The organism is Thalassospira sp. (assembly GCF_030690045.1).
GTDB lineage: Bacteria > Pseudomonadota > Alphaproteobacteria > Rhodospirillales > Thalassospiraceae > Thalassospira.
Genome location: NZ_JAUYHK010000019.1, coordinates 60,457 through 87,265 on the forward strand (window position 1 = coordinate 60,457; position 26,809 = coordinate 87,265).

Here is a 26,809-nt window from a genome sequence, read left to right on the forward strand (position 1 = left end):
TCAGATCACCTTTTTTCGCAACCAGGCGGCCAAAGCTTCGCCAATGATCACCAGAACAATGATCGCCAGCAAAATGGTGGCCACGGTTTGCCAGGCAAAGGTATCAATCGCACCTTGCAGAACGATGCCGATCCCGCCAGCCCCGACCAAACCCAGAACCGTACTTTCGCGCAGGTTAATGTCCCAGCGCAGGATGGAAACGGCAAAGAAGGTTGGCATGACTTGCGGCACAACACCGTAAATCAGGATTTTAAAACGGGATGCACCAACGGCCTCAAGGGCCTCAATTGGCGCACGGTCAATTTCCTCGATCGCCTCGCCCAGCAATTTGCCGATAAAGCCGATCGAACGGAAAATAATCGCCAGAATACCGGCCATCACGCCGGGGCCGAAAATCGCCACAAACAGCAACGCCCAGATGATGGTGTTGACCGACCGCGACGATACCAGAATAAACCGGCCAATCCACAGCGTCACCTTGTTGGGGGTGGTGTTCTGGGCGGCAATCAGGGCAATCGGCAGGGATAGAAACACGGCAAAAAACGTCGCAATCGTTGCGATATTGATGGTTTCAAGCAACGTGATGGCGATCATTTCCCATTGATCAAGCGATGGCGGATACATGCGGCCAAACAGATCGCCCATCTGCTGGGGCGCATCCCACAGCCACGGCCAGATGATATTGATGGTTGATAACGACCAGACCGTAGCCAGTACGATCCCGCCAAACATGGCAAAGCGTAGCCAGCGTTGTTTGGGAGTATGGCGGGACCATTCGCGATGTGCGATGGCGTCCGGCCCGGAATGTTGAGACGTGGTTACCATATGTTCCTCCGGATCCGGCCGCTGATGGCTTCGCTGATCAGGATCACGCCGATAATGCACAGCGTAATCGCCAGCGCGAAGTCATAGTCATAGCGCCGAAAGGCATTCATCAGGGTCGAGCCGATACCACCTGCCCCCACAATCCCGACCACCGCCGATGCGCGCAGATTGCTGTCAAGCTGATAGATCGCAAGACCGATCTGGCGCGGCATGATTTGCGGGATAACGGCATAAAGCATGGTGATAAAGGTCGCCCCTCCGGCGGCCCGGATGGCTTCGACCTGCCCCCAGTCGATTTCTTCAATCCGTTCGGCCAGCATTTTGGCAACGAACCCGATGGAATAGAAGATCAGGGTCAAAATCCCGGCCAGCGGACCAAAACCCACCGCCTTGACGAACAGGATGGCAACAATCACCGGGTGGAAACTGCGCGCGATGATGATGATGGCGCGCCCGATATGATAAAGCCATTTCGGCGCGACATTGGATGCGGCGGCAAAGGCAATCGGCACGCTCAGCAACACGCCAAACAGGGTGGATACAATGGCGATCTTGATGCTTTCAAGAAAACCCTGAATCACCAGTTCACCCCGGATGAATTCCGGCGGAAACGCTCCCTTGAAGATGCGAATGGCGCGTGGAATGCCTTGTTCGATACGGTCCCAGTCAAAGGGCAGGCTGGTAATCGCCCACCAGACATAGGCCAGCACCCCGATAATCACCGTCCAGCGCACCACCGGATTGGCGATGAAAGACGGTTTTTTCCAGGTGCGATGGCCCGTTGGTTTTTCAACGGAACTGGTCATTATGATACGGCCTCGCGCTGCAAGTCGGCCTCACCGGTTTCGCCGCGTTCTTCGGCAGGAACCCCGGCATAGATTTCTTCCATGGCGTCATGGGTCAGATCGACGGGCAGGCCATCAAAAATGATGCGGCCAAACCGCATGCCGACGATGCGCTGGGTATATTCCTTGGCCTCGGTCACATTATGGATATTGATCAGGACCGGCAGATGCAATTCCGAGGCAAGGGCGCGCAACAATTCCATGATCTGCCGTGATGTTTTTGGATCAAGGGACGCGGTCGGTTCGTCTGCCAGCAGGATTTCAGGTTCCTGCATCAGGGCGCGCACAACGCCCACACGCTGGCGCTCACCGCCGGATAATTCATCGGCGCGTTTGTTGGCGTAATGGGCAATACCGACACGTTCCATCAATTGAAAGGCGCGGTCGATGTCATTTTGCGGAAAATTGCGGGTCACAGCACGCCATGTCGGCACATATCCCAGGCGACCCGACAAAACATTTTCCATCACCGTCAGGCGGTTGATCAGGTTAAATCCCTGAAAAATCATCCCGATGCGCCGACGTGCCAGACGTAACCCGGTGCCCGAAAGCGTTGTCAGTTCGGTGCCGTTAAGGTCAATCGACCCGGATGTCGGTTCAACCAGCCGGTTGATGCAGCGCAAAAGCGTGCTTTTGCCTGCCCCCGATGCGCCGATAATGGCAACGACGCTTTCGCCGGGAACTTCAAGATTGAGATTCTTGAGGACGGGCTCGTCCTTGCCATAGCGTTTGACCAGATCTTTGATACGCAGCATGAAGCTACCCCGAAAAAAGACTGCCGGGACCCAAACGATCCCGGCAGGATGTCATTGAAACAAAGGATTACTTCAGGTTGTCCGGGGTGTATTTCACACCGTTGGCAGCCTGAATGTCACGGATCACCGACCAGTTGTCCTTGTAATTGATCGGGACAAACTTCGAGACGCCCTTGAATTCCTCGCCCAGCGCAGTGCCCTTCATGTCGAAGGTAAAGAAGGCTTCCTTGATCTTTTCAACCAATGCCGGATCAAGATTGTGGGCATAGTTAAACGAGGTGGTCGGGAAACGGGCGGTTTCGTAAATGATTTTCACTTCTGCCGGATCATAAAGATCGCGCTGTGCCATCCGCTCGACAACTTCGGATGCGACCGGGGCCGCCTCGTAGTCACCGGCAACCACACCCAGCATCGACTGGTCATGCGACCCGGAATAAACGACTTCGTAATCGGTGTCGGGCACGATGCCAAGGCCCGGGAACAGGGCGCGCGGTGCCAGATTGCCGGAATTCGAGGTCGGCGAAGTATGCGCAACCCGTCTGCCTTTAAGGTCGGCCAGTTCGTTAATGCCGCTGTCAACACGGGTGTAAAGCTGCAAGGTGTAACCAAAATTGCCTTCGTCATTGCCCATCAGGGCAAACGGAACCGCACCGGCAAGATTGACGGCAAACGGGGTCGGCCCGGTCGAGAAACCGGCAACATGCAGGCGGCCTGACCGCATGGCTTCGACTTCTGCCGAATTCGACTGCACGGCAAAGAAATGCACATCCTTGCCGGTAACTTCGGCCAGATGGTCGATAAAGGGCGACCAGATGTCGGCATAAACCGCCGGGTCTTCAACCGGGGTATAGGCAAAAACCAGCGTATCGGGATTGACCAGCTGATCTGCTGCCGGGGCATCGGCAACCAGATCACCATCTTCATCGCAATACATCATGTCCAGATCGCCGCGTGAAATGCAATCGGCCTGCGCCTGGGCAGAGGAAGGGGCAAATCCAAACATGCCAATGGCAGCCAAAAGCGTTGTGACCTTCAGACTGTTGGAAAGATTGATATGTTGGAGTCCGGATTTTTTCAGTTCTGAAAACATGAATTCTTGACCTTTTTCCCTGTGAACGGCAGCGTGCCGCCATATTTTGTGTTGTTTTGTGGTTTTTGTTATTGCTTTAGCCAACATTATAGGCCGTGGAAAAGTTGGAAAAGCAACATAAAAATGTCACAAACGGGCATCTTTTCTGCTGCTACTATACAGGAGGTTGGGGAAATTTCGGGGTGGCAGCAGATGTTAAGGGCGCGAATGCGAAAAAAAGAACGTCATCAACTGATTTTGCAGGAACTGCAAATTCGACCACATGTGAGAGTAGCCACATTGGCGCAGCGATTCGATGTGGCGACCGAAACCATCCGGCGCGATCTGGATGCGCTCAGCGCCGAAGGCCTGATCGACCGGGAATTTGGCGGCGCATCGGCCCGACCGATGGGCCATCAGCCCCCGGCAGAGGAACGCGGGCAAACCATCATTGCCGAACGCGCCCGGATCGGGGCGGCGGCCTGTGCGATAATTTTGCCGGGCGAGGTGGTGATGGTCGATGCCGGATCAACCGTATCGCAACTGGCGCGGTTTTTACGGCCCGGTGCGCAACCCCGCACCTTCATCACCAATTGTTATTCGGTGGTGCGCAATATGGGCGATCAGGCCCGATCCGATCATGTCATTCTGTGTCCGGGCCGATATGATCCGCAGGAAAATGCCGTTTATGGCACGGACACGGTGGAATATCTCCGGCGGTTTCAGGCCAACAAGGCCTTCATCGGCGCATCGGGCCTGTCGCGTCAGGGGCCCAGTGACGTCAACCGCGATGCGGTCTGGGTCAAACGTGCGATGATGGAACGATCCGGCGAAGTCTGGCTGATGATCGATCATACCAAATTCGATCAGCGGTTTCTGGAAATCGTCACCCCGCTGGATGTTCTGACCGGCATCATTTCCGACCAATTGCCACCCCCTGCCTTGCTGGCGCAACTGGATCGCAGCAATGTCAGGGTGGTGGTGGCAGAAGGTCAGGATAATGGATTGGTGGCGATCTGATCACGATATGAGATGTACTTGTATGTGTACATTTTGGGGACTTTGTGCGATAAGAACAACAGCAAAGACCCAAAACGAGGATCGACATCATGAATGTCGTCAATTTCACGGATATCCGAAAAAACCTGAAGGCCGAACTGGATCGGGTTGATCAGGACCATGACTATACTGTCATCGCACGCCGCAATGCCTCGAATGCAGTTGTTATGTCAGAAGCCTATTTCAATCAGATCATGGAAACCATGCATCTGATCAAATCACCTGCAAATGCGACTCATCTGGAAAAATCCATTGCGCAATTGCGGGCCGGACAGGCTCAGGAACGCGATCTGATTGAATGAAAAGACGGATCGCGTTTACCCCTGATGCCTGGGATGATTACCTGTATTGGCAGGGGCAGGATCGAAAAACGCTTAAACGTATCAATCAACTGATTCGTGACATTCAACGCGAACCATTTGACGGAATCGGCAAACCTGAACCCCTTAAAGAAGGTCTTTCCGGTTTCTGGTCGCGCCGGATCGATGATACCAACCGGCTGGTCTACGAGGTCAGCGAAGAACGGATATCGGTTGTTTCCTGTCGCTATCATTATTAAATAGTGAGCGTCGCCGCCGAATTATTCCATTAATCTGCTGGCGATGAACCATAAAATCCCTATATCGGGCACAGCGCCGGGTTCCCGCCCCGGTCAGTTTTTTCTGACACGGAGGAAGATTGTGACTGCACAGCCAAACAGCCGCACGGAACGCGATACGATGGGGGCGGTCGAGGTTCCCGCTGATCGTTATTGGGGCGCACAAACCCAACGATCCAAAGAAAATTTCCGCATTGGCGGGGAACGCATGCCCGATGCCCTGATCCGGGCCTTTGGCATTCAGAAACTGGCCGCCGCACGGGCCAACCGGGCGCTGGGCGATCTGGATGCCCGATTGTCCGACGCCATTGAGGCCGCCGCCCGCGAAGTCGCCGATGGCAAGCTGATGGATCATTTCCCCCTGGTGGTCTGGCAAACCGGCAGCGGCACCCAGACCAACATGAATGTCAACGAAGTGATCGCCAACCGCGCCTGTGAAATTCTGGGAGCACCCATGGGCCAACGCGATCCCGTCCATCCCAATGATCATGTCAATCGCGGGCAATCCTCCAATGACAGTTTTCCGGCCGCCATGCATATCGCCGCTGTGATCGAGATTGAGGAAAAACTCAAACCGGCGCTGGCACATTTGCGATCCGCGCTGGAAATCAAAATGGCGGAATTTTCCACCATCGTCAAAATCGGCCGCACCCATATGCAGGATGCCGTACCCCTGACCTTGGGGCAGGAATTTTCCGGCTATGCCACGCAAATCGCCCTGGGTCTTGACCGGATCAATGATGCCCTGCCGCGTTTGTGCAAACTCGCACAGGGCGGAACTGCCCTTGGCACCGGTTTGAATGCGCCCAAGGGATTCGACGTGCAATTCGCCCGCGAGGTCAGCACCCTGACCGGGCTGGATTTCCAGACCGCCGAAAACAAGTTCGAGGCACTGGCCGCCCATGATGCCTGTGTTGAAATGTCCGGCGTTCTGAATGTTCTGGCGGTGTCGCTGATGAAAATCGGCAACGATATCCGGTTACTGGGATCGGGGCCGCGCTGCGGGCTGGGCGAACTGGTATTGCCTGCCAATGAACCGGGATCATCCATCATGCCGGGCAAGGTCAACCCGACCCAGGCCGAAGCCCTGACGATGGTCTGTGCGCAGGTGATGGGAAACAATGTGGCGGTGACGGTGGGCGGATCGAATGGTCATCTCGATTTGAACGTGTTCAAACCGGTGATCATTTATAATCTGTTGCAATCCATCCGGTTGCTGGCCGATGCGGCGGTCAGTTTCACCGATCATTGCATCACCGGGCTCGAAGCCGACACGGCACGCATTGCACATTATGTCGAACAAAGCCTGATGCTGGTGACGGCGTTGGCCCCGCATATCGGCTATGACAAGGCCGCCGCCGTTGCCAAAAAGGCCCATGCAGAACGATCCAGCCTGAAAGAAGCAACCCTTGCCCTGGGATATCTGGACGCGGCCCAGTTTGATGAACTGGTGCGGGCCGAAGACATGATCGGTTAACCATCGGGTCGGCGGGCCGGATAGTTCCGGCCCGCTTGATCAAAATCATTGTTGTCGCCGACAGGATCGGGCATATCTGCCGTATGCAAAAGTACCAACGCCCCTTGCGCCGGATGCAAAAACCGGCCTCTGTTTGCGCCCCTGCCGGGAAATGGCGGGCGTGGCTGGTGGCGTTTGCGGTTTTCTGGGCTGCGACCCTGCCCACAGGCATGCCCGCAGCAGCGGGGGATGGCCTTGTCCTGATTTGCACCAGCGACGGCATCCGGGCGGTTAATCCCGATACCGGCAAACCGGATGGCACGGGGGTCGTGTCGCATGGCTTTTGTTCACTCTGCGCCAATCATCACACGGCGATTACCCCCGACCTTGCCCCGAATGCCTTGCCAACCGGGCGTGTCATGGCCCGGCAAGCTTTCACGATGGGCGAGGATGTCCTGACCGGTTATCGCATCGGTGTCAAACATTCCCGCGCCCCGCCTTTTTTCATCTGATCCCGTATTCCCAAATCCTGTTTACACACTGCCGCCGCCTGTTGGCGCGGTTATCAGATGGAAAAAATGATGTTGCACAAATCCTTTATGACTGTTGTTGCCGCCCTGACCCTGCTGGTTTCGGCCCCGGCCTTTGCCGATCATGATCATGCCGCAAAGGGTGATATTCACATTGCCGGAGCATGGGCCAAGGCCTCCATCGGGCAGGTGCCCAATGGGGCGGCCTTTATGACGATTGAAAATGCGGGCGCGGCGGATCGTGTGGTTGCCGCAACATCCGATATTGCGGACCGCACCGAACTGCATACGCATCTGATGGAAAACAATGTCATGAAGATGCGTCAGGTCGATGGCATTGATGTGCCGATGCACGGATCGGTGATGCTGGAACCGGGCAGTTACCACGTCATGCTGCTGGGCCTGCATGCCCCGCTGGTCGAAGGGGACGAAGTTTCCATTACGCTGGAATTTGAAAAGGCCGGCACAATGACTGTGCCGGTCAAGGTGGTTTCGCCCAAGGAATCCGCCCCGATGGGCGGCATGGACCATAAGGGTGCGCATAGCAGCCACTGACGGACCTTGCAAATTTGCAAAGGGGTACGGTTTGCGCCGTGCCCCTTTTGTGTTTTGATGGGGTAAAATCACAGGGGAAGATGATGACCGACATCACGATTGACGATTTGATTTCGCAACTGCGCCTGCAACCGCATCCCGAAGGCGGATATTTTGCCGAAACCTTTCGGGCGGTTGAAACAACCAATCCCGGCGGACGCTATGCCGCAGACCGGGCGACGGGAACGGCGATTTACTATTTGCTGACGCCCGATACGTTTTCGGGGATGCACATCCTGACATCGGACGAGATTTTTCATTTCTATCTGGGCGATGCGGTGGAGCAATTATTGCTGTTTGCCGATGGCCGTCACCAGATTGTCGAGATCGGCACCGATATTGCCGCCGGACAACGCCCGCAACAGATTGTCCCGAAAAATGTTTGGCAGGGGGCGCGCCTGAAACCGGGGGGCGCGTTTGCCCTTCTGGGCTGTACCGTTGCCCCCGGTTTTGATTTTGCCGATTTTGCGATGGGCAAACGCGCCGATTTGCAGGCACGCTGGCCCGCCGCATCATCACAGATTGCCGACTTGACGCGCGATTGAATTTGCGGCCCAATCCCGGTCAAATGGGATGATGAATGGGGATGAAAATGCCGTTTGATGTGTGGGTGCTGTTTGCCGGGGCGGCTTTTGCATTATGTATGGCGCCGGGGCCGAATAACTTGCTGGCGATGTTTAACGGGGCGCGTCACGGCGTTCTGGCGGCATTGATCGGCGGGGCCGGGCGGCTGACGGCCTTTGCCGCCATGATTGTCGTCACCGCAATGGGGCTGGGTGTGGTTCTGGCCACCAGCGAAACCGCCTTTATGATCCTTAAATGGGGTGGGGCGGTTTATCTGGTTTATCTTGGCGTCCGGACATGGCGCAGCAAGGTGACGGGTGCGCCCGCGGATGTCTCTGTCGATAAGGGGTCGGCGGTTCTGATCGCCCATCCCGGCGCGATGACACTGGCGAGGATCGAATTTCTGACCGCGATTGGCAATCCCAAGGCGATTTTGATCTTCACGGCATTTTTCCCGCAATTTCTGGACCCCGCTGCGGCTTATGGACCGCAATTCGCGGTGATGGGGCTGACATTTCTGGTGCTGGAGGCCTGCGTTTTGTTCGGCTATGGCCTTGTCGGCGGACAGGTCAAGGGCCTGATCCGCTCAGCCCGGCATATGATGATCCTGAACCGGATCAGTGGCGGGCTTTTGATGGGGGCCGGGGTGTTGCTGGCAACGTCGCGGCGGTAATACTTGTTGGTATTCCCAAGGACAAAGGGGCGCAAATCATCGCGCCCCTTTGTTTTGATGTCGGCTTTGGTCCGGTCTGTCACGCGATCAGGAAATTTCCTCAACCCGGTGGCAGGCGATGTTGCTGCATATCATCAAATGCCGGAACAAGGCACCCGGCAAAGACCCGTCAGGGGGGAAGCAGTTTGAAATTGGCACCTTCCGGCAACAGTTGCCCGCCATCGACGATAATGGTGGTGCCGGTCACATAGCTTGCATCTTCAGAGGCAAGAAACAGGAAAACATTGGCGACGTCCCGAGGGGAACCGAGGCGACCGAGGGGTATCGAATCTTCCATGTTCTTGATGAAAGCGGTGCTGCGATGAAGCTGAATGGCCTCAGTTAAAATGTTGCCTGGCTCCACACCATTGACATTGATACCGTAGGACGAAAATTCCAGCGCGGCCGAACGGATAAAGCCGTTGATCCCGGCCTTGCTCGCGGCGTAGTGGCCATGGCCCGGACTGGTTACATGCGGGCCGGTAATGGACGAAGTGAAAAGGATACGCCCCGAACCCTGTTTTTTCATCGGTGTGAGTGCGGCGCGTGCGGCATTGAAACAGCCACGCAGATTAACGGCCATCACACGATCCCAGTCTTCAGGAGACGTCGCCTCAATCAGTTGCCACGGATATATGCCCGCATTCTGCACGATGATGTCGAGCCGACCGTGGCGTTCTATCGTGAACGTGACCGCTGCGACCGCGTCATCCATCTTCGAGATATCTGTGCGAATGAATTCGATACCAAGTTCATCTGCCGCCGCCTTGCCTTCTTCGGCCTCGAAATCGGCGAGGACGACTTTTGCACCTTCCTCCTTGAAGCGGACAGCGGTGGCCTTCCCGATCCCGCGCGCGGCACCGATGATCAGTGCTACCTTGTCTTTCAGTCTTTCTGTCATGCGAGCCTCTGACGTAACCTTTGTTTGAATGTATCAAGAAGAACGGCCGCCAGCACCAGAAGGCCGTGGATAACCTGGGTATAGTTCGCTGGCAGCCCCATCAGGTTGATGGCTGTGTTGATGGACGAGAGCAGCAGCACACCTGCATAGACGCCGGGCAAGGCACTGACCCCGCCCTTAAGGCTGACACCCCCGATTACGACAGCGGCAAAAGCATTGAACAGCAACCCGACGCCAAGGTTTGCCGTCGCGCCTGAGGTGCGAACCGCAAGCAACCACCCGGCAAGACCGGCAATGGCACCGGCGATCATGAAGGCTATGATCAGGTTACGGGTGACGCGGATGCCTGCGCGGAAGGTCGCGGTTTCGTTGCCTCCGATCATCACCAGGTGCCGCCCGAATGGCGTCTTCGCTATAAGGATCGAAAAGACCAGAAAACAGGTAATGGCGATCCAGGCCGATAGCGGAATGCCGAGGAAACGCTCGATCGCGAACCAGCGGATGGCAGGTGCCAGATCCTGGGCGGACCGGCCACCCGATACGGCAAGCACAATACCGCGCACCCAGATAAAGGAGGCAAGTGTGATGATGAAGGCGCTCATCTTCAGTTTGACAATGAGAAAGCCATTGAAGAGACCGATCAGTGCCCCAATGGTACAGGCGACCAGCAGAGAGACGGGAATCATCAGCCATTCTGGTGAAAACGTGATGCCGAGCCCGATTCCTGCCGAGCAGAAAAGGATGCCGACCGCCATAGCCGAGAGAGCGGCAACCGATTCAACCGAGAGATCCATGTGACCCGTAATGATCACCAGTGCGAGACCGATCGACATGACGCCGAGCACGCTTGACGCCTCAATGATATTGACAAAGATACCGGGCTGAAAATAGTTCGGGATCAGCGCCGAAAATATGGCCAGCACGAAAATCAGCATGAACCAGACGAGATTGTCGAGGACGAATTCGAGAGTCTTTCGGGTACGGGGCGTCATGCGGTAAATCCCGATTGGAGGGGAGGAACCCGGGGCCTTCCGCCCCGGGGAGGAACGATTGACTATTTGACGGATTCTACCGCTGCCGTCGGGGGCTTCATATTGCCCCAGAATGCCGGATCATCGACATTCTCTTTGGTGATCACAGCTCCCGGGATTTTGATGTTTGGTCCCCAATCCTCGATTGTCACGACACTCTTAAGACCGAGTACGTCATACTCGCCGGGTTTGATTTCCTGCTTTTCGACGATCTTGTCCATAAACATGGCAATGGCGGCTGCCTGGGCATAGAGCGGTTGCTCGACCTCGGTGTTGAGCCATCCTTTTCGGATCAGGTCGAGGCCGACAGGAGCACCGTTTGAACTCATCATCATGACTTCGCCGGGTTTTTTACCGGCGGCCTCAAGCGAGGCGACAGCCGCAACCGAAAGATGGGCCGCGTGCAGGAAAATCAGGTCGATGTCGGGATTGGCAAGCATCTGGTCGGAGACTATCGTTCCCGCATTGCTCGCTTCCCATTGCATGGCGGGGACTGAAACGATGGTCACATCCGGAAAGGCAATCATCTTTTCCTCGAAGCCCTTCTGGATGTCGAGTGTGTAGGGATCGCCGGGATCGCCGAGAACTTGCAGGATTTTGCCCTTCACTTCACCATGCCTGGTTTTGAGCATTTCTTCTGCCTGATCGGCGGCGACTTGGCCGATTTCGATTGTTCCGGCGACAGAGGTGAAGTCGGACGGGGTAGAAGTAATCTGGCGGTCAAACTCGACGACCGGTATACCGGCGGCACGCGCAGCCTCAATCGAAGGTTTGAGGGCATTAAAATCGACTGCGGCGAGGACGATGGCCGCAGGTTTCAGCGCGATGACGTCGTTCATCTGCGATTGCTGGACGTCGGTTTTATTGTCGGCATTGAGCGTTTTCATCTCGTAGCCCGTCTGCTCAAGAAACATCTCCAACGCACTGACCGAACCGGTCTGGAATTCGTCAAGCAATGTCGGCACAAGGTAGTAAACCGTACTCTTGGTCTGGGCCATCGCCGTCGTGAGCATGGAAAGGCCGAGTACCAGAACACTTAGCAAGCCTGGGATTATTCGCTTCATGATCATTCTCTCCAGTTGAGCCGGACCCCTTTCCATTATCTGCCCTCCGGTCCGGCTCCGGAGAGGCTTTGCCCTGTGATCATCTGGATCACTGCATCCGGGCTTGTTTTACTGCTCTCGACATCTCCGGCGACGACGCCGTGGCGGATGACGACAATGCGATCAGCGACCTGAAAGGCCTGCTGCATTATGTGTGTGATGATGATGACGCCGATGCCCTGATCTGCAACATGGCGGATCATGTCCAGCCCGCGCCGCGTCTGTTCGACGCCAAGCGCGGCAAAAGGCTCGTCAAGCAGGACGAGCTTGCCCCCCCAATGGACAAAGCGGTTAAGTTCAATTGCCTGACGTTGACCGCCAGACAGATGCTCGACTTTGGTCCGCATGGAGGGAATACGGGTGCCTGCGCTGGCCAGCGCCTTGCTTGTGATGTCCTCCATCGCGCGTTCATTGAGAAAGGGAATACCGGCGATCTTGCGGCAAATTTCCCGTCCCATGAAGAAATTCCCGACCACATCGACATTGGTGCAAAGCGACAGGTCTTGATAGACTGTTTCAATGCCTGCGGCCTTGGCTTCGGCAGGTGTTTTTGCCTGATATTCTGCGCCTTCAAAAAGCATGCTGCCAGACGTCGGTTGCTGGCCGCCCGAGATGATTTTCACCAATGTCGATTTTCCGGCGCCATTGTCACCGAGAAGGGCCACAACTTCGCCCTTTCCAATCGAAAAACTGATACCTTTGAGAGCTTCGATAGCACCGAAATTCTTGCGTAAATCATTCAGGACAAGCAGTTTGTCGGTCATGCGGCATCCCCTTTCTCTGGAGTTTCAAACATCTGGCCGAAGCGTGGCGACAGGACACCGAAGACAGCGAGTGCCGCAGCACCGCGCAGTGCCGAATGCTGGCAATCGCTGGCGACGATAACCCGGGGGTGAGGGCGGTTGGCGCGGGCGGAAACCGAATTGTTAAGCCCGTCGGCAAGCGTTGCGAGTTGCTCGACCAACGGCTGTGGGGCCAGACCGCCAAGCACGATGGTTTCCGGGTCGAACAGATTTTCGATCGTGCGGATCGCATTGCGAAAGATTGGCGCGATCTTGTGGACCCAGTCTGCCTCTGACAGGCCACTCCTTTTGAAGGCATCAAGCGAAAGATACCGTTCGAGGCAGCCGTGGTTTCCGCAGGGACAAGGTTCCCCTTCCGGTATGGCCGGGATATGGCCAATTTCACCGGCATTTCCCCACGCACCGCGCATGACCGAACCATCACTCATCATGGCACCGCCAAGGCCCACGCTGAAAAAGAGGTAATAATAGTGTGAAAGCTGTTGTCCGAGACCGTAAAGCTGTTCGCCTAAGGCTGCGGCGGCCATGTCGTTTTCTATAAAGGCAGGCAGACCCGTCACCGTGGCGAGGCGCTGGCGTATATCGACATTTTTCCAGCCCGTCATGGTGGTAGGGCCAACAAAGCTCATCGACTCAACATCGAATGGACCCGGCAGTGCCATGCCAGCGCCAAGAAGTCGACCTCGGCTGGGGCTTGCCTTGAGTTCGTCCACCAACTCGCCGATCAGGGCAAATGCTTCATCCGGCATCGGGTTCGACGCGTGGCGGTGACGGCTTTCGACCACATCGCCGCGAAGATTGACCAGTGCCGCCTCTATACCCAGCGGTGTCAGGTGGATGCCAACAGCATGCCCCCCTTCTGGATTGATGGTCAGAACCGAGGGTGGAATGCCGCGTCCCTTGGGCTTTTCCCGCACAGACAGGATAAGGCCCTGCTCCTCAAGTTCACGGATGATTGTGGAAACAGTCTGGACAGTAAGACCCACACGGCTGGCGATATCGCCCCGCGTCATTGGCCCATGCAAACGGATCGATTCCAGAACGATCCGTCTGTTATAGGGTCTCCCTGATTCTTGGTTTGTACCGCGCAGTGTCATTTTAAAACCTCCGCTTTTGAAAAGACTGGCATCGTTTTTTTATTTAGTCAAATGGTTTTCAAAAATAAAAAAGACAGATATGTCCGGCTTATTCGCAGGAATCAGCGGGATGAGGACCGCGTTTTCCAACGAAACAAACCCGTGATTCTGGCACAAACCAAAACGGGGCGCACCGCATGATGCACCCCGTTTTCGCTGATAATGTCTGATAGTGTTCGCTTTGACCGGCTTCGATCAGGAAATTTCCTCAACCCGGTGGCAGGCGACGCTGCGGCCATCGAACGGGCGCAGTTCCGGACGGATCTGGGCGCATTGTTCGGTGGCAAACGGGCATCGTTTGTGAAAGGTGCAACCCGATGGCGGGTTGATCGGCGATGGCAATTCACCGGTCAGCGGTTCTGATTTGATCCGCTGTGCCGGGTCAATACGCGGGGCCGATGCCAGCAAGGCGCGGGTATAGGGATGCAGGGGGCGTTTGAAAAGTTCCTCGGTCGGGCCTTTTTCGGCCACCCGGCCCAGATACATCACCATCACATCATCGGCAATATGGCGCACCACCGACAGATCGTGCGAAATGAAGACATAGGCGACATTCATCTCGTCTTGCAGATCCATCATCAGGTTCAAAACCTGGGCCTGCACCGACACGTCAAGGGCGGAAACCGGTTCATCGGCCACGATGATTTTCGGTTCCAGAATCAATGCCCGGGCAATCGCAATGCGCTGGCGCTGGCCACCTGAAAACATATGCGGATACCGGCCAATGAATTCAGGCCGCAGGCCAACCTTGGCCATGGTTTCCTGTACCCGTTCGGTGCGTTCCTTGCGGCCCAGATGATCCATGTTCAGCAAAACCGGTTCGGCCAGAATCTGCCCGACCTTTTTGCGCGGGTTCAGCGACCCGTAAGGATTCTGGAAAATCATCTGCACCGTGCGGCGAAACAGCTTGGCATCGGCATCGGACAATTTGCCGACCGGCGCACCATTGATTTTAAGCGCACCGGCGCTGGGCTTTTCAATCAGGGTCAACTGGCGGCCAAGGGTCGATTTGCCACAACCGGATTCGCCGACAACCGCAAGGGTTTTGGCGGTTTCCAGGGTAAAGGAAACCCCGTCCAGCGCCTTGACGACGGCATCGCCCCGGCCAAGGCCGCGACTAACCGTGTAATGCCGTACCAGATCATCGGATTCCAGCAACGGCACGCCGGGTTTGCTGTCAAGAAAGCTCATCATGCGGTCCTCCCGGTCGGTTGCCCCTGATCGTCAAGCGGATAAAAACAGCGTACATCATGGCCGCCAAAGGCGGTGATGGCCGGTTGTTCGGACACGCAACGATCATTGGCATAACGGCACCGCGGGGCCAAAAGACAGCCTTGCGGGCGGTCATACTGACCCGGCACAACACCGGGAATGGTCCGCAAACGATGATGGCCTTCGGACCGTTCAGGCAGGGCTTCAAGCAGGGCCTGGGTATAGGGGTGGCGCGGCTTGTCAAACAATCCTTCGGACGGGGCACTTTCAAACAATTGCCCGGCATACATCACCTGAATGCGGTCCGCCGCCTCGGACACCAGCGCCAGATCATGGGTGATCAGGATCAGGGCCATGTCGCTGTCTTCTTGCAGTTTCAGCAACAGATCAATGATCTGGGCCTGAATGGTCACATCCAGCGCGGTGGTCGGTTCGTCGGCGACCAGCAAACGCGGATTGCAGGCAATCGCCATGGCAATCACAATCCGCTGGCTCATACCGCCCGACAATTGATGCGGATAGGCGGTCATGCGCGATTTGGCATCGGGAATGCCAACCTGATTGAGCAATTCCATCGTGCGGTCGCGCAACTGGCGTTTTGATCCGCCTTCATGGACTTTCAGGGCCTCCATAATCTGCGCTTCGACGGTGAAGCACGGATTAAGCGAGGACATCGGGTCCTGAAAGATCATGGCAATATCCTTGCCGGTGATCTGGCGGCGGCGGCGGGCGGACATTTTTAACAGATCCTGCCCGTCAAAACTCAGGCGGTCGGCCGTGACGCGGCCCGGATAATCGATCAGCCCCATAATGGCAAGCGAACTGACCGATTTGCCCGACCCGGATTCACCGACAATGCCCAGAACTTCGCCCCGGTCAACGTGGTAGCTGACGGTATCAACAGCCCGGAACGGTTTGTCTTCCGATCCGAACTCGACCGTAAGGTTTTGGATTTCGAGAAGAGCCATAACTTACCGTTTCATCTTGGGATCAAGGGCATCGCGCAAGCCATCACCCATCAGGTTAAAGGCCAGAACCGTGGTCAGAATGCACAGGCCGGGGAAGGTAATCACCCACCAGGCAGATCCGACAAATTCGCGGGCTTCGGACAACATGGTGCCCCATTCCGGCAAGGGCGGCTGTGCGCCAAGGCCAAGGAAACCAAGGGCAGCAGCATCCAGAATGGCGCTCGATACGCCCAGCGTGCCCTGCACGATCAATGGCGCCATGCAATTGGGCAGGATGTTGATAAACATCTGTCGCGTATGCCCGGCCCCGGCAATCTGGGAGGCAATGACATATTCCTTGTTCAGTTCAGACACCACCGATGCGCGGGTCAGGCGCACATAATGGGGCAACTGGACAATGGCGATGGCCAGCATGGCATTTTCCAGCCCCGGGCCGAGAATGGCGACAATCGCCAGTGCCAGCACCAGACTGGGCAGGGCCAGCATGATATCCATCAGGCGCATCACGCCGACTTCGATCCAGCCCCGGAAATATCCGGCAACCAGACCCAGCGTAATGCCTGCAACCATCGAAATGATGACGACAAAAACACCAATCGAGACGGACAATTGCGCCCCGTGGATCAGGCGCGACATAATGTCGCGGCCAACCGCATCGGTGCCCAGCCAATAACGCGGATCGGCACCTTCCATCCAAAAGGGCGGTTTCAAAAAGGCGGTGCGGTCCTGCGTGATCGGATCATAGGGCGCGATATATTGTGCAAAGGCGGCAACAAACAAAATCACGCCAATCACGATCAGTCCGACCAGTGCGCCGCGATTGCGGCGGAAATACTGCCAGAATTCCTGAAACGGGGTCGGCGGTGCCGCATGGATATCGGCGGATTCTGCGGTGGTTTTAAGGGTTTGATTGCTCATGACGATCTCCTAGCGCCGGTGCCGGATGCGCGGATTAATGACCCCATACAGCAGGTCAACCAGCAGATTCACGGACATCATCAAAAAGGCGATCATCAGAATGCCGCCCTGAATGGTCGGATAATCGCGACGGCCCAGCGCCTCGACGATCCATTTGCCAATTCCCGGCCACGAAAAAATGGTTTCGGTCAGAATGGCCCCCGCCAGCAAAACACCGACCTGAAGGCCGATCACCGTAATCACCGGGATCAGGGCATTGCGCAGGGCATGAACCATAATGACCCGCATCGGGGCAAGGCCCTTGGCGCGCGCAACACGGATATAATCCTCGCCCAGAACTTCCAGCATCGAGGATCGCGTCATGCGGGCAATCACCGCCATCGGAATGGTGCCCAGTGCAATGGTCGGCAGGATCAGATGGCGCAGCGCACTGACAAAGGCACCTTTTTCACCACTGATCAATGTATCGATCAACATGAAACCGGTAACCGGTTCGATGTAATAGAAAATCGACAGCCGACCTGAAACCGGGGTCCAGCCAAGGGTCGTGGAAAAGAACATGATCAGCAGCAACGCCCACCAGAAAATCGGCATGGAATAGCCGGTCAGCGAAATGGTCATGGTGGTATGATCGACGATGGTGCCACGTTTGATGGCGGCAATCACGCCCAGGGGCAGGCCAATGATCACGGCAAACAGGATACCCATGATGCTCAGTTCAACCGTTGCCGGGAACAGGGTCATGAATTCCTCAAAGACCGGTTTTTTGGTCACAAAGGACCGGCCAAGATCGCCCTGAAAAACGCCCACCAGATAATGGTAATATTGCACAATAACCGGCTGATCGAACCCGTATTGGGCTTGCAGTTCGGCATAGCGAACCGCGTCAACACCACGTTCACCGGCCATCATCAGGATGGGGTCGCCGGGGATCAGGCGGATCAGGAAAAATACCAGCAAGGTGACACCGAAAAAGGTCGGGATGATGTCACCCAGGCGGCGTAACAGAAATCCGAGCATGCCATGGGGCCTTTTTATTCGTCCGTGCCCGGCAGGGCGACCTTGCATGTCAGGATGCAGGTGCTGCGGGCAGGGGCGTCTCTCTCTTTATGGAACAAGAAGAGGCCCGGAAAACCGGGCCTCTTCGGCAAGGTGTTGTTTTTGTTATTCTTTGATGTCAACGCCATAGAAGATGTGACCGCCAAACGGGTCAATCTTGTAATCGACAACTTCGTTGCGGATCGGTTCAAAAACGATCGAATGCGCAATGGTTGCCCACGGTGCTTCGCGTTTGAACACGGTCTGGGCTTCTTCGTACAGACGGGTGCGTTCCAGAACATCTGCCGTGGTCTTTGCCTGCTGGATCAGACCATCAAACTCGTCATTGCACCAGCGCGAACGGTTGGCACTGCCAACAGCATCACAGCCAAGCAGAACGGCCAGGAAGTTGTCGGGGTCGCCATTGTCACCGGTCCAGCCAAGCATGAAGGTGCCCTGTTCGCCCTGTTTGGTGCGTTCAAGATATTCGCCCCACTCATAGGAAACGATTTCCGCCGTCACACCGATTGCCGCCCAGTCCGCCTGAATCATTTCGGCCATACGACGGGCATTCGGGTTGTAGGGACGCTGTACCGGCATCGCCCAGATGTCGGTGGTGAAGCCATCCGGATAACCGGCATCGGCCAGCATCTTTTTGGCGGCTTCCGGATCAAAGGGATCGTCAACGGTATCGTTGTTGTACGACCAGATCGTCGGCGGCAGCGGGTTTTTGGCAACTGCACCGGCCCCCTGATAAACCGCTTCGATGATGGCTTCCTTGTTGATCGCCATGTTCAAAGCCTTGCGGACTTCGGCTTTGGTGAAGGGTTCTTTTTCGGTGTTGTAACCAAGATACCCGACATTGAGGCCTTCCTGACTCATCAGGTTGACATCGGCATCGGCTTCCATTGCGGCCAAGTCGGCCGGGTTCGGATAGGGCATGACATGGCATTCACCGGCTTTCAGCTTCTGGTAACGTACCGTGCTGTCCGGGGTGATGGCAAAGATCAGGTTGTCAATGGCAGCCGGACCTTCCCAGTAATCCGGGTTGGCCTTGTAACGGATGACCGCATCTTTTTGATACTGGACCAACTGGAACGGACCGGTACCGACCGGATTCAGGTCAACATTTTCCGGGGTCCCGGCTTCCAGCATATTGTCGGCATATTCGCCCGACAGAACCGATGCAAAATCCATCGCAAGGTTGGCGATGAACGGTGCTTCGGGGCGGTTCAGGACGAATTTGACGGTGTAATCGTCAACTTTGACGATGTCCTTGATCAGGTCAGGCATCGACATCGAGTTGAAATATTCGTACGAGCCACCCGATACGCCGTTATAGGGATGATCCTTGCTCCACTGACGCATGAAGGTAAACATGATGTCGTCAGCATTGAAATCACGGGTCGGGGTGAAATCGCCGGTGGTGTGGAATTTCACACCCTCGCGCAGATGGAAGGTATATTCCGTGCCATCGGCTGAAATATCCCAACTGGTTGCCAGACCCGGAACGATGGTGGTGGTGCCGCGTTTGAACTGGACCAGACGGTTGAACACCTGACGCGAAGATGCGTCAAAGGTCGTACCGGCGGTATAAAGTGCGGGGTTGAACCCTTCCGGGCTGCCTTCCGAGCAATATACCAAGGTCTTTGCCGAAGCGGCGGTCGGTGCGGCCAGCGCAGTGGTCGCGAGCAGAGCAGCGCCGATGGCCACTTTGACGAAATTCGATTTCATTAAATGCCTCCCTCAAGGCTAGTGTTACCCGAACCGGCACGTATGCCGGAATCGACGAGGGGAAAATAATCAGGGTTTCTGGGTATCGTCAACGCCTGCTGCGGGATTTTGCGTAGATGTCGGGGGGCGTTGAATGATGAATTTATGTCAAGTGTTTGTTATTTTTATGAAATTGTTCGGTCTATTTACGTATGGGTGGTGTGCATTTTTTTCAGGGCTTGTTGCTTTCGGGTAGAAAAACACGCCCGTAAAGTACATTTCGGGCGTGTTTTTTGATCCTGTCTGTATATTGTTTACGGATTCGTTTTATCTTTCAGCTTGTTAGCTGCGGCGGCATTATCCTGCCAGACGCTGTCCCAGTGCCCGGATATCGTCAAGGCTGCTGTTCCATGCGGTCACAAAACGATACACATCCGCGCCCAATGCCGTCCATGCATGGAACGACACCCCGTTATCGCGCAAACGTTTCGCCAGATCGTCGGGAATATGCAGGAACAATTCATTGCTGCATGACGCATGGACAGGACGTGCGCCCAGCGTGACCAGCATGTCATTCAGGGTTTTGGCGGCGTCATTGGCGCTGCGGGCATTGTTCAGCCAGACATCATTTTTGATGTAGGCCAGCAATTGCGCCGCCAGATAACGGTGTTTGGAATGCAGATGGCCGCTGCGCTTGCGGGCCTGTTCGATGCGAAACCGCAGGGATGTGTCAAACAGAACAATGGCATCGACCGCCATCGCACCGTTTTTGGTCGCGCCAAAGCTCAACACATCAACCCCGGCCTTCCATGTGACATCGGCAGGCGCACAGTCCAGCCATGCCATCGCATTGGCAAAGCGCGCCCCGTCCATAAACAGGCGCAAATCGTGGCTTTTACAGACATCACCAATCGCGGCAACTTCATCGGGGCTGTAAACCGCGCCCAGTTCGGTGGCCTGGGTGATGGCAACGCATTCGGCGGCAACATTATGCACCCCGCGTGCGGGCATGGCCGCCAGATAAGCCGTCAGGGCATCGGGTTCCAGTTTGGCCACCGGGCCATCCATCAGCAACAACTGCGCCCCGCCGGTAAAAAACGCCGGTCCGGTCAGTTCGGCATCATTGATATGCGCATCATGATGGCAAATGATCCCGCCATAGGGCGATGTCAGGGCCGATAATGAAATACAATTGGCCGCTGTCCCCGTGGCAACCGGCAAAACCGCAACATCGGTGTCAAACAGATCGGAAAAAACACGATCCAGCCTTTGCGTCGGATCATCCCCGCCATAGGCCGGGGCATTGCCACTGGCCTCGGCGCTCAGGGCTTCAAGGATTTCAGGACACAGGGGCGATACATTGTCGGAGGCAAAATTCATCAAAAGTCTCTCATTTTATGCCCCGATTTATCGGGGCATATCGTTTCGGAACTTTGCCAGTCTTTCTCCGATCTGCCGGGGATTGCAAGCCTGTATCGCGGTGGCGGCCAAACTCTATTTGCTGGTCGCCACATATACCCCGTCCCAATCGGGGCCGGGCGGGGTGGCGCGGAAACTGGCAATACGGTCTTCATACAGCCCGTAAAGCGTCTCAAGGCTGTCGATATCGGCGCTGCGGCATGTTGCGATCAAGTGTTCGGCCTGATCCCAGTTCTGACTGCGATAGGCGGCCAGCATGGCCTCATGATTCTGCGACAGCGCAATGAATGTCGGGTCGGTCCGCAGTGTATCATCCCCCAAAAGGGCAAAAATCCGCACCGCTTCGGTTTTGCCTTTCACGGCAATCAGGTCGAGTTGCACAATTGCAAACCGGTCCTGTGCGGCGGCGGCTGTATCGGGACCAAGGACGATATCAACGCCATAACTTTTTGATTGTCCTTCCAGACGCGCCGCCAGATTAACCGCATCGCCCAGAACCGAATAATCAAACCGCTGATCCGATCCCATATTGCCCACCACGCAAGGCCCGCTATTGATGCCCGCGCCAATCATCAGGGGCAAAAACGGAACCCCTTCTGCCTCGGCTTCGGCCTTGCGTTCGGCATTCAGGACATCCAGCGCCTTGAACATCGCAAGGGCAGAATCGCAGGCATTGACCGGGTGGGCGGGCACATCAAGCGGGGCGTTCCAGAACGCCATGATGCAGTCGCCCATATATTTGTCGATGGTGCCCTGCCGTGCCAGAATGCAATCGGTCAACGGGGTCAGCAACCGGTTGATCAGACGGGTCAGGCCTTGCGGATCGGACTTGAAGGTTTCGGAAATGGTGGTAAATCCCCGCACATCGCAAAACAGCAAGGTCATGTCGCGGGTTTCCCCGCCCAGTTTCAACCGTTCGGGATGCTGGGCAAGCTGTTCGACCAGGGCGGGCGACAAATAGCTGGCAAAGGCGGTCCGCACCTGCCGTTTTTCACCTTCGGTTCGCATGAAACCGATAAAACTGCCAATCACATAAACGGCCATCAGGGTAATAGTGGCATAGGCCGGATCAATCAGCATCAGATGGGTCTGATAGGCCCACCACGATACATAAATCGCCCCGCCAATCAAAACGACGCCAAAAATTGCAGGCCACACCGCGCCCAGACGCGGAATGGCGAATACCAGCATCAATCCGGCAATCAGCAGCGCCAGCGTTTCGGCCTCGGCACTCCAATAGGGGCGGGTCAGGAAATGTTCCAGCAACATCTGTTCCAGCATTTCGGCATGAATTTCCACCCCCGGCAGGATCGGGTTCAGCGGCGAGGACCGCAAATCCAGCAACCCTGCGGCACTGGTGCCAATCAATATGGCGGTATTTGCCAGTTCATCCGGACCAACCCGGTCATGAAGGACATCGGATGCCGAAATATAACGTTCGGGTTTGTGGCCGGTATAATGCACCCACATATAGCCATTCTGATCGGTTGGAATGGTGATGGCACCGACGCGGATGGCATCAATCCCCTCGGTCGAGGTCCAGCGCACCTTGCCGCCCGATCCCGACATACGGACATTCATGGTGCGCGGTGCCTGTTGCAAAACCCGCAGCATTTCCATCGACAGGGTGGGGTAAACCGGCTTGCCGATCACCGGCAATTCCATATCCAGTGCCAACATCAACGGCACCCGCCGCACCACGCCATCCCCGCCGGGGGCGACATTGACCAGACCATTACCGGCAGCAGCATTTTCAAGTTGCGACAGGCTGGAATTTGCGCCGGGCAGAACCGGGATGAAATCAAACAATTGCCGCCCGGCTTCGCCACCAACCGAAAAATTGCCGATTTGCGCCGGGGCGCGGTCGGCGGTATCGCGGGTCAGTTGGGCGACGGTGACAATATTGCCAACCCCGCCAATGAATTGTGCAAACAGATCGTCATGGTCGGGCAGGGTGGCGGCAAGGTCGCGGATGGTTTGCATATCGTCATTTTGCGGCCAGCTTTCGACAACGCGCATCGGCGATGTCCGGTCGGCCTCGGCAAAGACAATGTCGAACCCGACAATCGCCGCCCCGCCTGCACGCAGACGATAAACCAGTTCGGCCATGCGGGTACGCGGCCACGGCCATTGACCCAGTTCGGCCAGACTTTTTTCGTCAATATCCAGAATCCGAACGCCAACATCCTCAAATTCGCGCGGGGCAATCTGCTGATAGGTATCAAACAGCGTGGCGCGCAACTGCCCGACCATCGGCACATCCTGCCAGCGCAACACAATGGCCGCGACCAGAACCGCAAGCGGCACCAGATAATGAAGCGCCTTCAGATATTTGGCTGGCATGGGATGCTCCGCTTGCGCAATCGGGAATTGGTTAGTCTTCAGTCATGGTCAGGGTGCCACCCAGGCCATCCGGATGTCCATCTGTTCGCAAGTGGAAATCAACATCGGTAATGCTTTTGAATGTCGCTGTCGCAGAACATCCGGCTGCACCGCAATCGAACGGATTTCCGAAGATGAGCATCTGGCTGCTATCAAGCGTCACCGCGCCATTCAATGATGAGTAATCTATGGGGCCGGTCTCGCCGCCATAGTAAAGATTATTGTCAACGACGACGTTGCTAAATCCTGCTCCCAGCGTCCGGTCCGCAAAATTCACATTGGCGGAAAAAGTGTAGCTTATAGGGTCACCACCTGACCCGACATTCGTGTTCCCGCTATATGATCCTGATGTAACCTGACGCATCGCCTCAAAGGTGTAGGCGGCCGGGGTGTTGGTCGTCGTGTCGGCCTCGGTTACGGCATTGACGGTCTGGGCCGTTTCCGCCGGATTGCTGTTACCCGATGATTGCGTGGTGACACGGGTCTGGGTCACTGCGGTATTGAGCACGGCGGCCATGGTCTGGCCGGTCTGGTTGCTGGCCATTGTGATGGCACCGCTGCCCAGCGAACCGCGTGCGACGGTTGAACTTCTTGTGGTCGTGCTGCCGCTGCCCGATGTTGCCGAACCGCCATCCGAAGTTGTCGATGTGGATGAGGATGCCGTCTGGCTGCCGCCTTCGGACGAAGAACCACCTTCGCCATCGCTATTGGCACTCTCGCCATTGCCGTCGCCGCCGCCTTCACCATCGCCATCGGTTCCGGCAGATGCGGTTTCGGCGGTGGATTCAGTCCCGCCACTGTTCTCGCTGTCCGATCCGTCCTGCCCCTGATCCTCATTGTCCGATTCGCCATCCGGGCTTTGGGTTGCGGCCAGACCAAAGTCAAAAGCCCCCATTTGCGGTGGAAACCGTGTCGGTTCGGTCACAAATCCCTGACCGACAAAAACCCCGAAATTTTCCCCCGTCACCGGTTGTTCCGACCCGCTGGCCGATGTGACGACAAAAGCGCCGGGGCGCGATCCGGAATCATTGCGCCCCAATCCTGGCCCCTGATTGACGGCGCTGAACACCAGATTGCCGCCGGACCCGCCACCGCCATTATCGGGCAGGGACGATCCCAGATTTTCACTGCTGGCCTGATTGGCCTGTTCGGGATCATAGGATTGAATAAGGCCAATCGTGCCTCGAATGCCGATTGATCCGACCGGCAGATTGATATTCATGCTTGATGGATTGTTTTGCGCCACCTGTCCTGTGACAAACCGCATGACGCCGCGTGTCATGCTGGCGGTCAGGCGGCCATTGCCGGTTGCCGGGTCATAGACGAAATCATCAATGGCGATTTCGCTGTTGGGGCCGATGGTAAACACCGTTTCATCCATCAGCAAAATCTGCATGCCCGACTCCGCCGAGGAGGTAATCAGATCCCCCAGATAAATCGCCTCGCCGCTTTCAACCTTGCGGCCCACGGCCCCTGTGGCGGCGGCCAGTTCAACCGTTCCCTTGACCGCGGCAGAAACCCCGGCCTGTTCGCCGCGATCTGCCATGGCGATGCCGGGCAGGGTGGTAAAAGACACAGCCGCGGCAATAAGGCCGGATTTAATCGTAAAGTGCCAGACATGTTTCATTTCGGTGGCTCCATTACCGGGGGGCTTGCCCTGTGACAGCCTAAAAATCCCAACGCCGCGACAGCAGAATCTGCGCCCGCATGTTTTCGTATTCGTAATTGGTGATGTTGGATCGTGCGCCCTGATATTCACCGGTTACAGACCATGAAATCGGGGCCAGAAAATCATAAACCTCGCGACCGGCACCCTCGGCATCGAACCAGTCGGATTCCATCAGATTGCCAAGGCGCGCCCCATAGGTCAGGCGCAACCGCATCGGATTGTCGGTCCGCCGGATCGGTGATGTTGTGCCGGTTACCAGGGTATCGGCTTCCTGATACTGATCCAGCCCATAGGTCAGGCCGCCAATCACATATTTACCGCCCGGCAACAGATAGGTGTGATTGATATCACCTGAAATGCTGCGCGATGTGTAATAGCCGCGTGCGGCTTCCTTGCGCGACCAGGTGGCGGCAACTGACGTCCGTTGGCTTTCATTCCAGGTATAATGGCTGCCAACCGTTCCGGTGTATCTTTGCCCGGCACGCTGGACAAGGGCGGAGGAGTCGGTTGTGGACTGGAACCGTTCATCGGAATAGGCGACCTGCCCAAACAGGATGGTATCGGGTCGCACATTCCAGTCGGCACGAAGCTGTGCGGTACGTGCCGTCAGGAATTTTTCACGGCTGAGTGCCTGGGCTGTTTGCGAGATCGAAGGTGTGATCACCAGATCAAGGGCGCGCCAGCGTGCGCCGATTTCAACATCGGCGGACATGACATCAAGTGAGTCAAGTTGTACCTGATCGTCGGTATAGCCGCTCAGGGCAGCGAAAACCTCGTGGCCTTCCTGATATCCCAGATCATAGGAAACGTCATAACGCACCGCGCCGATAAAGCCGATATCATCCTGACGCAGATCGGCATCGGTTGAAATCGCGGTGCGTGTCCCGGTGACCAGTTGTTCCTTGCTGGTGGGCGATGCGTTTTTATTGGTGTCGTAATGGGTGCCAAAACTGACGGTCAGGGCCTGTTTTACCCGTTGGCGGCGTTCACGGATCAGGCGCAGATATTCATTGATCTGCCGGGCAGCTTCGCCGTCCAGTTCAAGGGTTTGCAACAGTTCAAACTGGGATCGCGCCTCGTCAAGACTGTCAAGGCGAAACAGGACAATGGCATAATACAGTCGTACAGGCGCCAGCGACGGATCAAGCACCAGAATACGTTCAAGCGTTGACACCGCCCCGCGCATATTGCCGCGTGCCATCTGGGCCTTGGCCCAGCGGAAATTCAAAAGGATGTCATCGGGATTGGCCAGAATATCGCCAAAGGTGATGTCCGCCCCGTCATCGGTCATCAACAACATTTGCGACCGTTCGGTGGCATCGGTTATCGTATTGAAATCCTGAAAGAACTGTTCTGATTGACGGGTAACATTTTGCAACGAATCCTGCGCGTTGGCCGCGCCGGTTCCGGTTATTCCCGACAATAAAACGGTTATGAAGGCCATCCTGGCCTTTGACATACACCGCAAAGCATTATCCCCCGACAAGCTTTATGGCAGAATTGTTTACC

The 26,809-nt window shown here is 56.2% G+C and carries 26 protein-coding genes; 8 read left to right on the top strand and 18 right to left on the bottom strand.

The window, feature by feature from the left end:
• The 4 genes from phnE (Q8O73_RS16195) to phnD form a co-directional block, all read right to left on the bottom strand.
• On the bottom strand, positions 1–825 hold the full coding sequence (gene phnE / locus Q8O73_RS16195; RefSeq protein WP_305559233.1) for a phosphonate ABC transporter, permease protein PhnE: 825 nt from the start codon (positions 823–825) through the stop codon (positions 1–3).
• Complete coding sequence (gene phnE / locus Q8O73_RS16200; protein ID WP_305559234.1) at positions 819–1,631, bottom strand: phosphonate ABC transporter, permease protein PhnE; 813 nt, start codon at positions 1,629–1,631, stop codon at positions 819–821. The genes phnE (Q8O73_RS16195) and phnE (Q8O73_RS16200) overlap by 7 nt, the downstream gene beginning before the upstream one ends.
• On the bottom strand, positions 1,631–2,425 hold the full coding sequence (gene phnC / locus Q8O73_RS16205) for a phosphonate ABC transporter ATP-binding protein (protein WP_305559235.1): 795 nt from the start codon (positions 2,423–2,425) through the stop codon (positions 1,631–1,633). Before phnC ends, phnE (Q8O73_RS16200) begins: the two co-directional genes overlap by 1 nt.
• A 67-nt stretch (positions 2,426–2,492) precedes the next feature.
• Positions 2,493–3,515, bottom strand: a complete 1,023-nt coding sequence (gene phnD, locus Q8O73_RS16210) for a phosphate/phosphite/phosphonate ABC transporter substrate-binding protein (protein ID WP_305559236.1) — start codon at positions 3,513–3,515, stop codon at positions 2,493–2,495.
• A 207-nt stretch (positions 3,516–3,722) separates the two neighbouring features.
• On the opposite strand from phnD, the gene Q8O73_RS16215 reads away from it, so the two are divergent.
• The 8 genes from Q8O73_RS16215 to Q8O73_RS16250 all read left to right on the top strand — a co-directional run bounded on the left by Q8O73_RS16215 (position 3,723) and on the right by Q8O73_RS16250 (position 8,968).
• Positions 3,723–4,514, top strand: coding sequence for a DeoR/GlpR family DNA-binding transcription regulator (locus Q8O73_RS16215; protein WP_305559237.1), 792 nt, complete (start codon positions 3,723–3,725; stop codon positions 4,512–4,514).
• A gap of 89 nt (positions 4,515–4,603) precedes the next feature.
• Positions 4,604–4,855 carry a type II toxin-antitoxin system Phd/YefM family antitoxin gene (locus Q8O73_RS16220; protein WP_305559238.1) on the top strand — a complete coding sequence of 84 codons (252 nt, stop codon included), beginning with the start codon at positions 4,604–4,606 and terminating at the stop codon, positions 4,853–4,855.
• Positions 4,852–5,112: a Txe/YoeB family addiction module toxin gene (locus tag Q8O73_RS16225; protein WP_305559239.1), complete on the top strand. Its 261-nt coding sequence runs from the start codon at positions 4,852–4,854 to the stop codon at positions 5,110–5,112. Before Q8O73_RS16220 ends, Q8O73_RS16225 begins: the two co-directional genes overlap by 4 nt.
• 121 nt (positions 5,113–5,233) lie before the next feature.
• Positions 5,234–6,628 carry a class II fumarate hydratase gene (fumC, locus tag Q8O73_RS16230; protein ID WP_305559240.1) on the top strand — a complete coding sequence of 465 codons (1,395 nt, stop codon included), beginning with the start codon at positions 5,234–5,236 and terminating at the stop codon, positions 6,626–6,628.
• An 83-nt stretch (positions 6,629–6,711) separates the two neighbouring features.
• On the top strand, positions 6,712–7,119 hold the full coding sequence (locus Q8O73_RS16235) for a DUF2946 family protein (protein ID WP_305559241.1): 408 nt from the start codon (positions 6,712–6,714) through the stop codon (positions 7,117–7,119).
• 57 nt (positions 7,120–7,176) lie between these two features.
• Positions 7,177–7,692, top strand: a complete 516-nt coding sequence (locus Q8O73_RS16240; protein ID WP_305559242.1) for a copper chaperone PCu(A)C — start codon at positions 7,177–7,179, stop codon at positions 7,690–7,692.
• An 83-nt stretch (positions 7,693–7,775) separates the two neighbouring features.
• A complete protein-coding gene (locus tag Q8O73_RS16245) occupies positions 7,776–8,276 on the top strand; it encodes a cupin domain-containing protein (protein WP_305559243.1) in 501 nt (166 codons plus the stop codon).
• A gap of 41 nt (positions 8,277–8,317) precedes the next feature.
• Positions 8,318–8,968: a LysE family translocator gene (locus Q8O73_RS16250; protein ID WP_305559244.1), complete on the top strand. Its 651-nt coding sequence runs from the start codon at positions 8,318–8,320 to the stop codon at positions 8,966–8,968.
• A 169-nt stretch (positions 8,969–9,137) separates the two neighbouring features.
• On the opposite strand, the gene Q8O73_RS16255 is transcribed toward Q8O73_RS16250, so the two are convergent.
• The 14 genes from Q8O73_RS16255 to Q8O73_RS16320 form a co-directional block, all read right to left on the bottom strand.
• Positions 9,138–9,908, bottom strand: a complete 771-nt coding sequence (locus tag Q8O73_RS16255) for an SDR family NAD(P)-dependent oxidoreductase (RefSeq protein ID WP_305559245.1) — start codon at positions 9,906–9,908, stop codon at positions 9,138–9,140.
• Positions 9,905–10,900 carry an ABC transporter permease gene (locus Q8O73_RS16260; RefSeq protein ID WP_305559246.1) on the bottom strand — a complete coding sequence of 332 codons (996 nt, stop codon included), beginning with the start codon at positions 10,898–10,900 and terminating at the stop codon, positions 9,905–9,907. The genes Q8O73_RS16255 and Q8O73_RS16260 overlap by 4 nt, the downstream gene beginning before the upstream one ends.
• Positions 10,901–10,962: 62 nt before the next feature.
• Positions 10,963–12,003: a sugar ABC transporter substrate-binding protein gene (locus Q8O73_RS16265; RefSeq protein ID WP_305559247.1), complete on the bottom strand. Its 1,041-nt coding sequence runs from the start codon at positions 12,001–12,003 to the stop codon at positions 10,963–10,965.
• A gap of 35 nt (positions 12,004–12,038) precedes the next feature.
• Positions 12,039–12,806 (bottom strand): ATP-binding cassette domain-containing protein, encoded by a 768-nt coding sequence (locus Q8O73_RS16270; RefSeq protein ID WP_305559248.1) that lies wholly within the window; start codon positions 12,804–12,806, stop codon positions 12,039–12,041.
• Complete coding sequence (locus Q8O73_RS16275) at positions 12,803–13,942, bottom strand: ROK family transcriptional regulator (protein WP_305559249.1); 1,140 nt, start codon at positions 13,940–13,942, stop codon at positions 12,803–12,805. The genes Q8O73_RS16270 and Q8O73_RS16275 overlap by 4 nt, the downstream gene beginning before the upstream one ends.
• A 234-nt stretch (positions 13,943–14,176) precedes the next feature.
• Complete coding sequence (locus Q8O73_RS16280) at positions 14,177–15,172, bottom strand: peptide ABC transporter ATP-binding protein (protein ID WP_305559311.1); 996 nt, start codon at positions 15,170–15,172, stop codon at positions 14,177–14,179.
• Positions 15,172–16,161, bottom strand: a complete 990-nt coding sequence (gene dppD, locus Q8O73_RS16285) for a dipeptide ABC transporter ATP-binding protein (protein ID WP_305559250.1) — start codon at positions 16,159–16,161, stop codon at positions 15,172–15,174. Before dppD ends, Q8O73_RS16280 begins: the two co-directional genes overlap by 1 nt.
• Before the next feature lie 3 nt (positions 16,162–16,164).
• Positions 16,165–17,079: an ABC transporter permease subunit gene (locus Q8O73_RS16290; protein WP_305559251.1), complete on the bottom strand. Its 915-nt coding sequence runs from the start codon at positions 17,077–17,079 to the stop codon at positions 16,165–16,167.
• Between the two features lie 9 nt (positions 17,080–17,088).
• Positions 17,089–18,099, bottom strand: coding sequence for an ABC transporter permease subunit (locus Q8O73_RS16295; protein ID WP_305559252.1), 1,011 nt, complete (start codon positions 18,097–18,099; stop codon positions 17,089–17,091).
• A gap of 144 nt (positions 18,100–18,243) precedes the next feature.
• Entirely contained in the window at positions 18,244–19,851 is a 1,608-nt protein-coding gene (locus Q8O73_RS16300; protein WP_305559253.1) for an ABC transporter substrate-binding protein, read from the bottom strand.
• 336 nt (positions 19,852–20,187) lie between these two features.
• Complete coding sequence (locus tag Q8O73_RS16305; protein ID WP_305559254.1) at positions 20,188–21,210, bottom strand: low specificity L-threonine aldolase; 1,023 nt, start codon at positions 21,208–21,210, stop codon at positions 20,188–20,190.
• Between the two features lie 114 nt (positions 21,211–21,324).
• A complete protein-coding gene (locus Q8O73_RS16310) occupies positions 21,325–23,592 on the bottom strand; it encodes a CHASE2 domain-containing protein (RefSeq protein WP_305559255.1) in 2,268 nt (755 codons plus the stop codon).
• A 31-nt stretch (positions 23,593–23,623) separates the two neighbouring features.
• Positions 23,624–25,258 (bottom strand): FecR domain-containing protein, encoded by a 1,635-nt coding sequence (locus tag Q8O73_RS16315; protein WP_305559256.1) that lies wholly within the window; start codon positions 25,256–25,258, stop codon positions 23,624–23,626.
• A gap of 40 nt (positions 25,259–25,298) precedes the next feature.
• Complete coding sequence (locus Q8O73_RS16320) at positions 25,299–26,744, bottom strand: hypothetical protein (protein WP_305559257.1); 1,446 nt, start codon at positions 26,742–26,744, stop codon at positions 25,299–25,301.
• Positions 26,745–26,809: the final 65 nt, after the last annotated feature.

Excerpts from the sequence above, each read along its gene's own strand:
- Q8O73_RS16300 (WP_305559253.1), bottom strand. The coding sequence starts at position 19,851 with ATGAAATCGAATTTCGTCAAAGTGGCCATCGGCGCTGCTCTGCTCGCG.
- Q8O73_RS16265 (WP_305559247.1), bottom strand. The coding sequence starts at position 12,003 with ATGAAGCGAATAATCCCAGGCTTGCTAAGTGTTCTGGTACTCGGCCTT.
- Q8O73_RS16270 (WP_305559248.1), bottom strand. The coding sequence starts at position 12,806 with ATGACCGACAAACTGCTTGTCCTGAATGATTTACGCAAGAATTTCGGT.
- phnE (WP_305559233.1), bottom strand. The coding sequence starts at position 825 with ATGGTAACCACGTCTCAACATTCCGGGCCGGACGCCATCGCACATCGC.
- phnD (WP_305559236.1), bottom strand. The coding sequence starts at position 3,515 with ATGTTTTCAGAACTGAAAAAATCCGGACTCCAACATATCAATCTTTCC.
- Q8O73_RS16295 (WP_305559252.1), bottom strand. The coding sequence starts at position 18,099 with ATGCTCGGATTTCTGTTACGCCGCCTGGGTGACATCATCCCGACCTTT.
- Q8O73_RS16250 (WP_305559244.1), top strand. The coding sequence starts at position 8,318 with ATGAAAATGCCGTTTGATGTGTGGGTGCTGTTTGCCGGGGCGGCTTTT.
- Q8O73_RS16240 (WP_305559242.1), top strand. The coding sequence starts at position 7,177 with ATGGAAAAAATGATGTTGCACAAATCCTTTATGACTGTTGTTGCCGCC.
- Q8O73_RS16260 (WP_305559246.1), bottom strand. The coding sequence starts at position 10,900 with ATGACGCCCCGTACCCGAAAGACTCTCGAATTCGTCCTCGACAATCTC.
- Q8O73_RS16225 (WP_305559239.1), top strand. The coding sequence starts at position 4,852 with ATGAAAAGACGGATCGCGTTTACCCCTGATGCCTGGGATGATTACCTG.
- Q8O73_RS16315 (WP_305559256.1), bottom strand. The coding sequence starts at position 25,258 with ATGAAACATGTCTGGCACTTTACGATTAAATCCGGCCTTATTGCCGCG.
- Q8O73_RS16275 (WP_305559249.1), bottom strand. The coding sequence starts at position 13,942 with ATGACACTGCGCGGTACAAACCAAGAATCAGGGAGACCCTATAACAGA.
- Q8O73_RS16290 (WP_305559251.1), bottom strand. The coding sequence starts at position 17,079 with ATGAGCAATCAAACCCTTAAAACCACCGCAGAATCCGCCGATATCCAT.
- Q8O73_RS16305 (WP_305559254.1), bottom strand. The coding sequence starts at position 21,210 with ATGAATTTTGCCTCCGACAATGTATCGCCCCTGTGTCCTGAAATCCTT.
- Q8O73_RS16320 (WP_305559257.1), bottom strand. The coding sequence starts at position 26,744 with ATGGCCTTCATAACCGTTTTATTGTCGGGAATAACCGGAACCGGCGCG.
- Q8O73_RS16255 (WP_305559245.1), bottom strand. The coding sequence starts at position 9,908 with ATGACAGAAAGACTGAAAGACAAGGTAGCACTGATCATCGGTGCCGCG.
- Q8O73_RS16235 (WP_305559241.1), top strand. The coding sequence starts at position 6,712 with ATGCAAAAGTACCAACGCCCCTTGCGCCGGATGCAAAAACCGGCCTCT.
- Q8O73_RS16280 (WP_305559311.1), bottom strand. The coding sequence starts at position 15,172 with ATGAGCTTTCTTGACAGCAAACCCGGCGTGCCGTTGCTGGAATCCGAT.
- phnC (WP_305559235.1), bottom strand. The coding sequence starts at position 2,425 with ATGCTGCGTATCAAAGATCTGGTCAAACGCTATGGCAAGGACGAGCCC.
- Q8O73_RS16245 (WP_305559243.1), top strand. The coding sequence starts at position 7,776 with ATGACCGACATCACGATTGACGATTTGATTTCGCAACTGCGCCTGCAA.
- Q8O73_RS16215 (WP_305559237.1), top strand. The coding sequence starts at position 3,723 with ATGCGAAAAAAAGAACGTCATCAACTGATTTTGCAGGAACTGCAAATT.
- Q8O73_RS16310 (WP_305559255.1), bottom strand. The coding sequence starts at position 23,592 with ATGCCAGCCAAATATCTGAAGGCGCTTCATTATCTGGTGCCGCTTGCG.
- dppD (WP_305559250.1), bottom strand. The coding sequence starts at position 16,161 with ATGGCTCTTCTCGAAATCCAAAACCTTACGGTCGAGTTCGGATCGGAA.
- Q8O73_RS16220 (WP_305559238.1), top strand. The coding sequence starts at position 4,604 with ATGAATGTCGTCAATTTCACGGATATCCGAAAAAACCTGAAGGCCGAA.
- phnE (WP_305559234.1), bottom strand. The coding sequence starts at position 1,631 with ATGACCAGTTCCGTTGAAAAACCAACGGGCCATCGCACCTGGAAAAAA.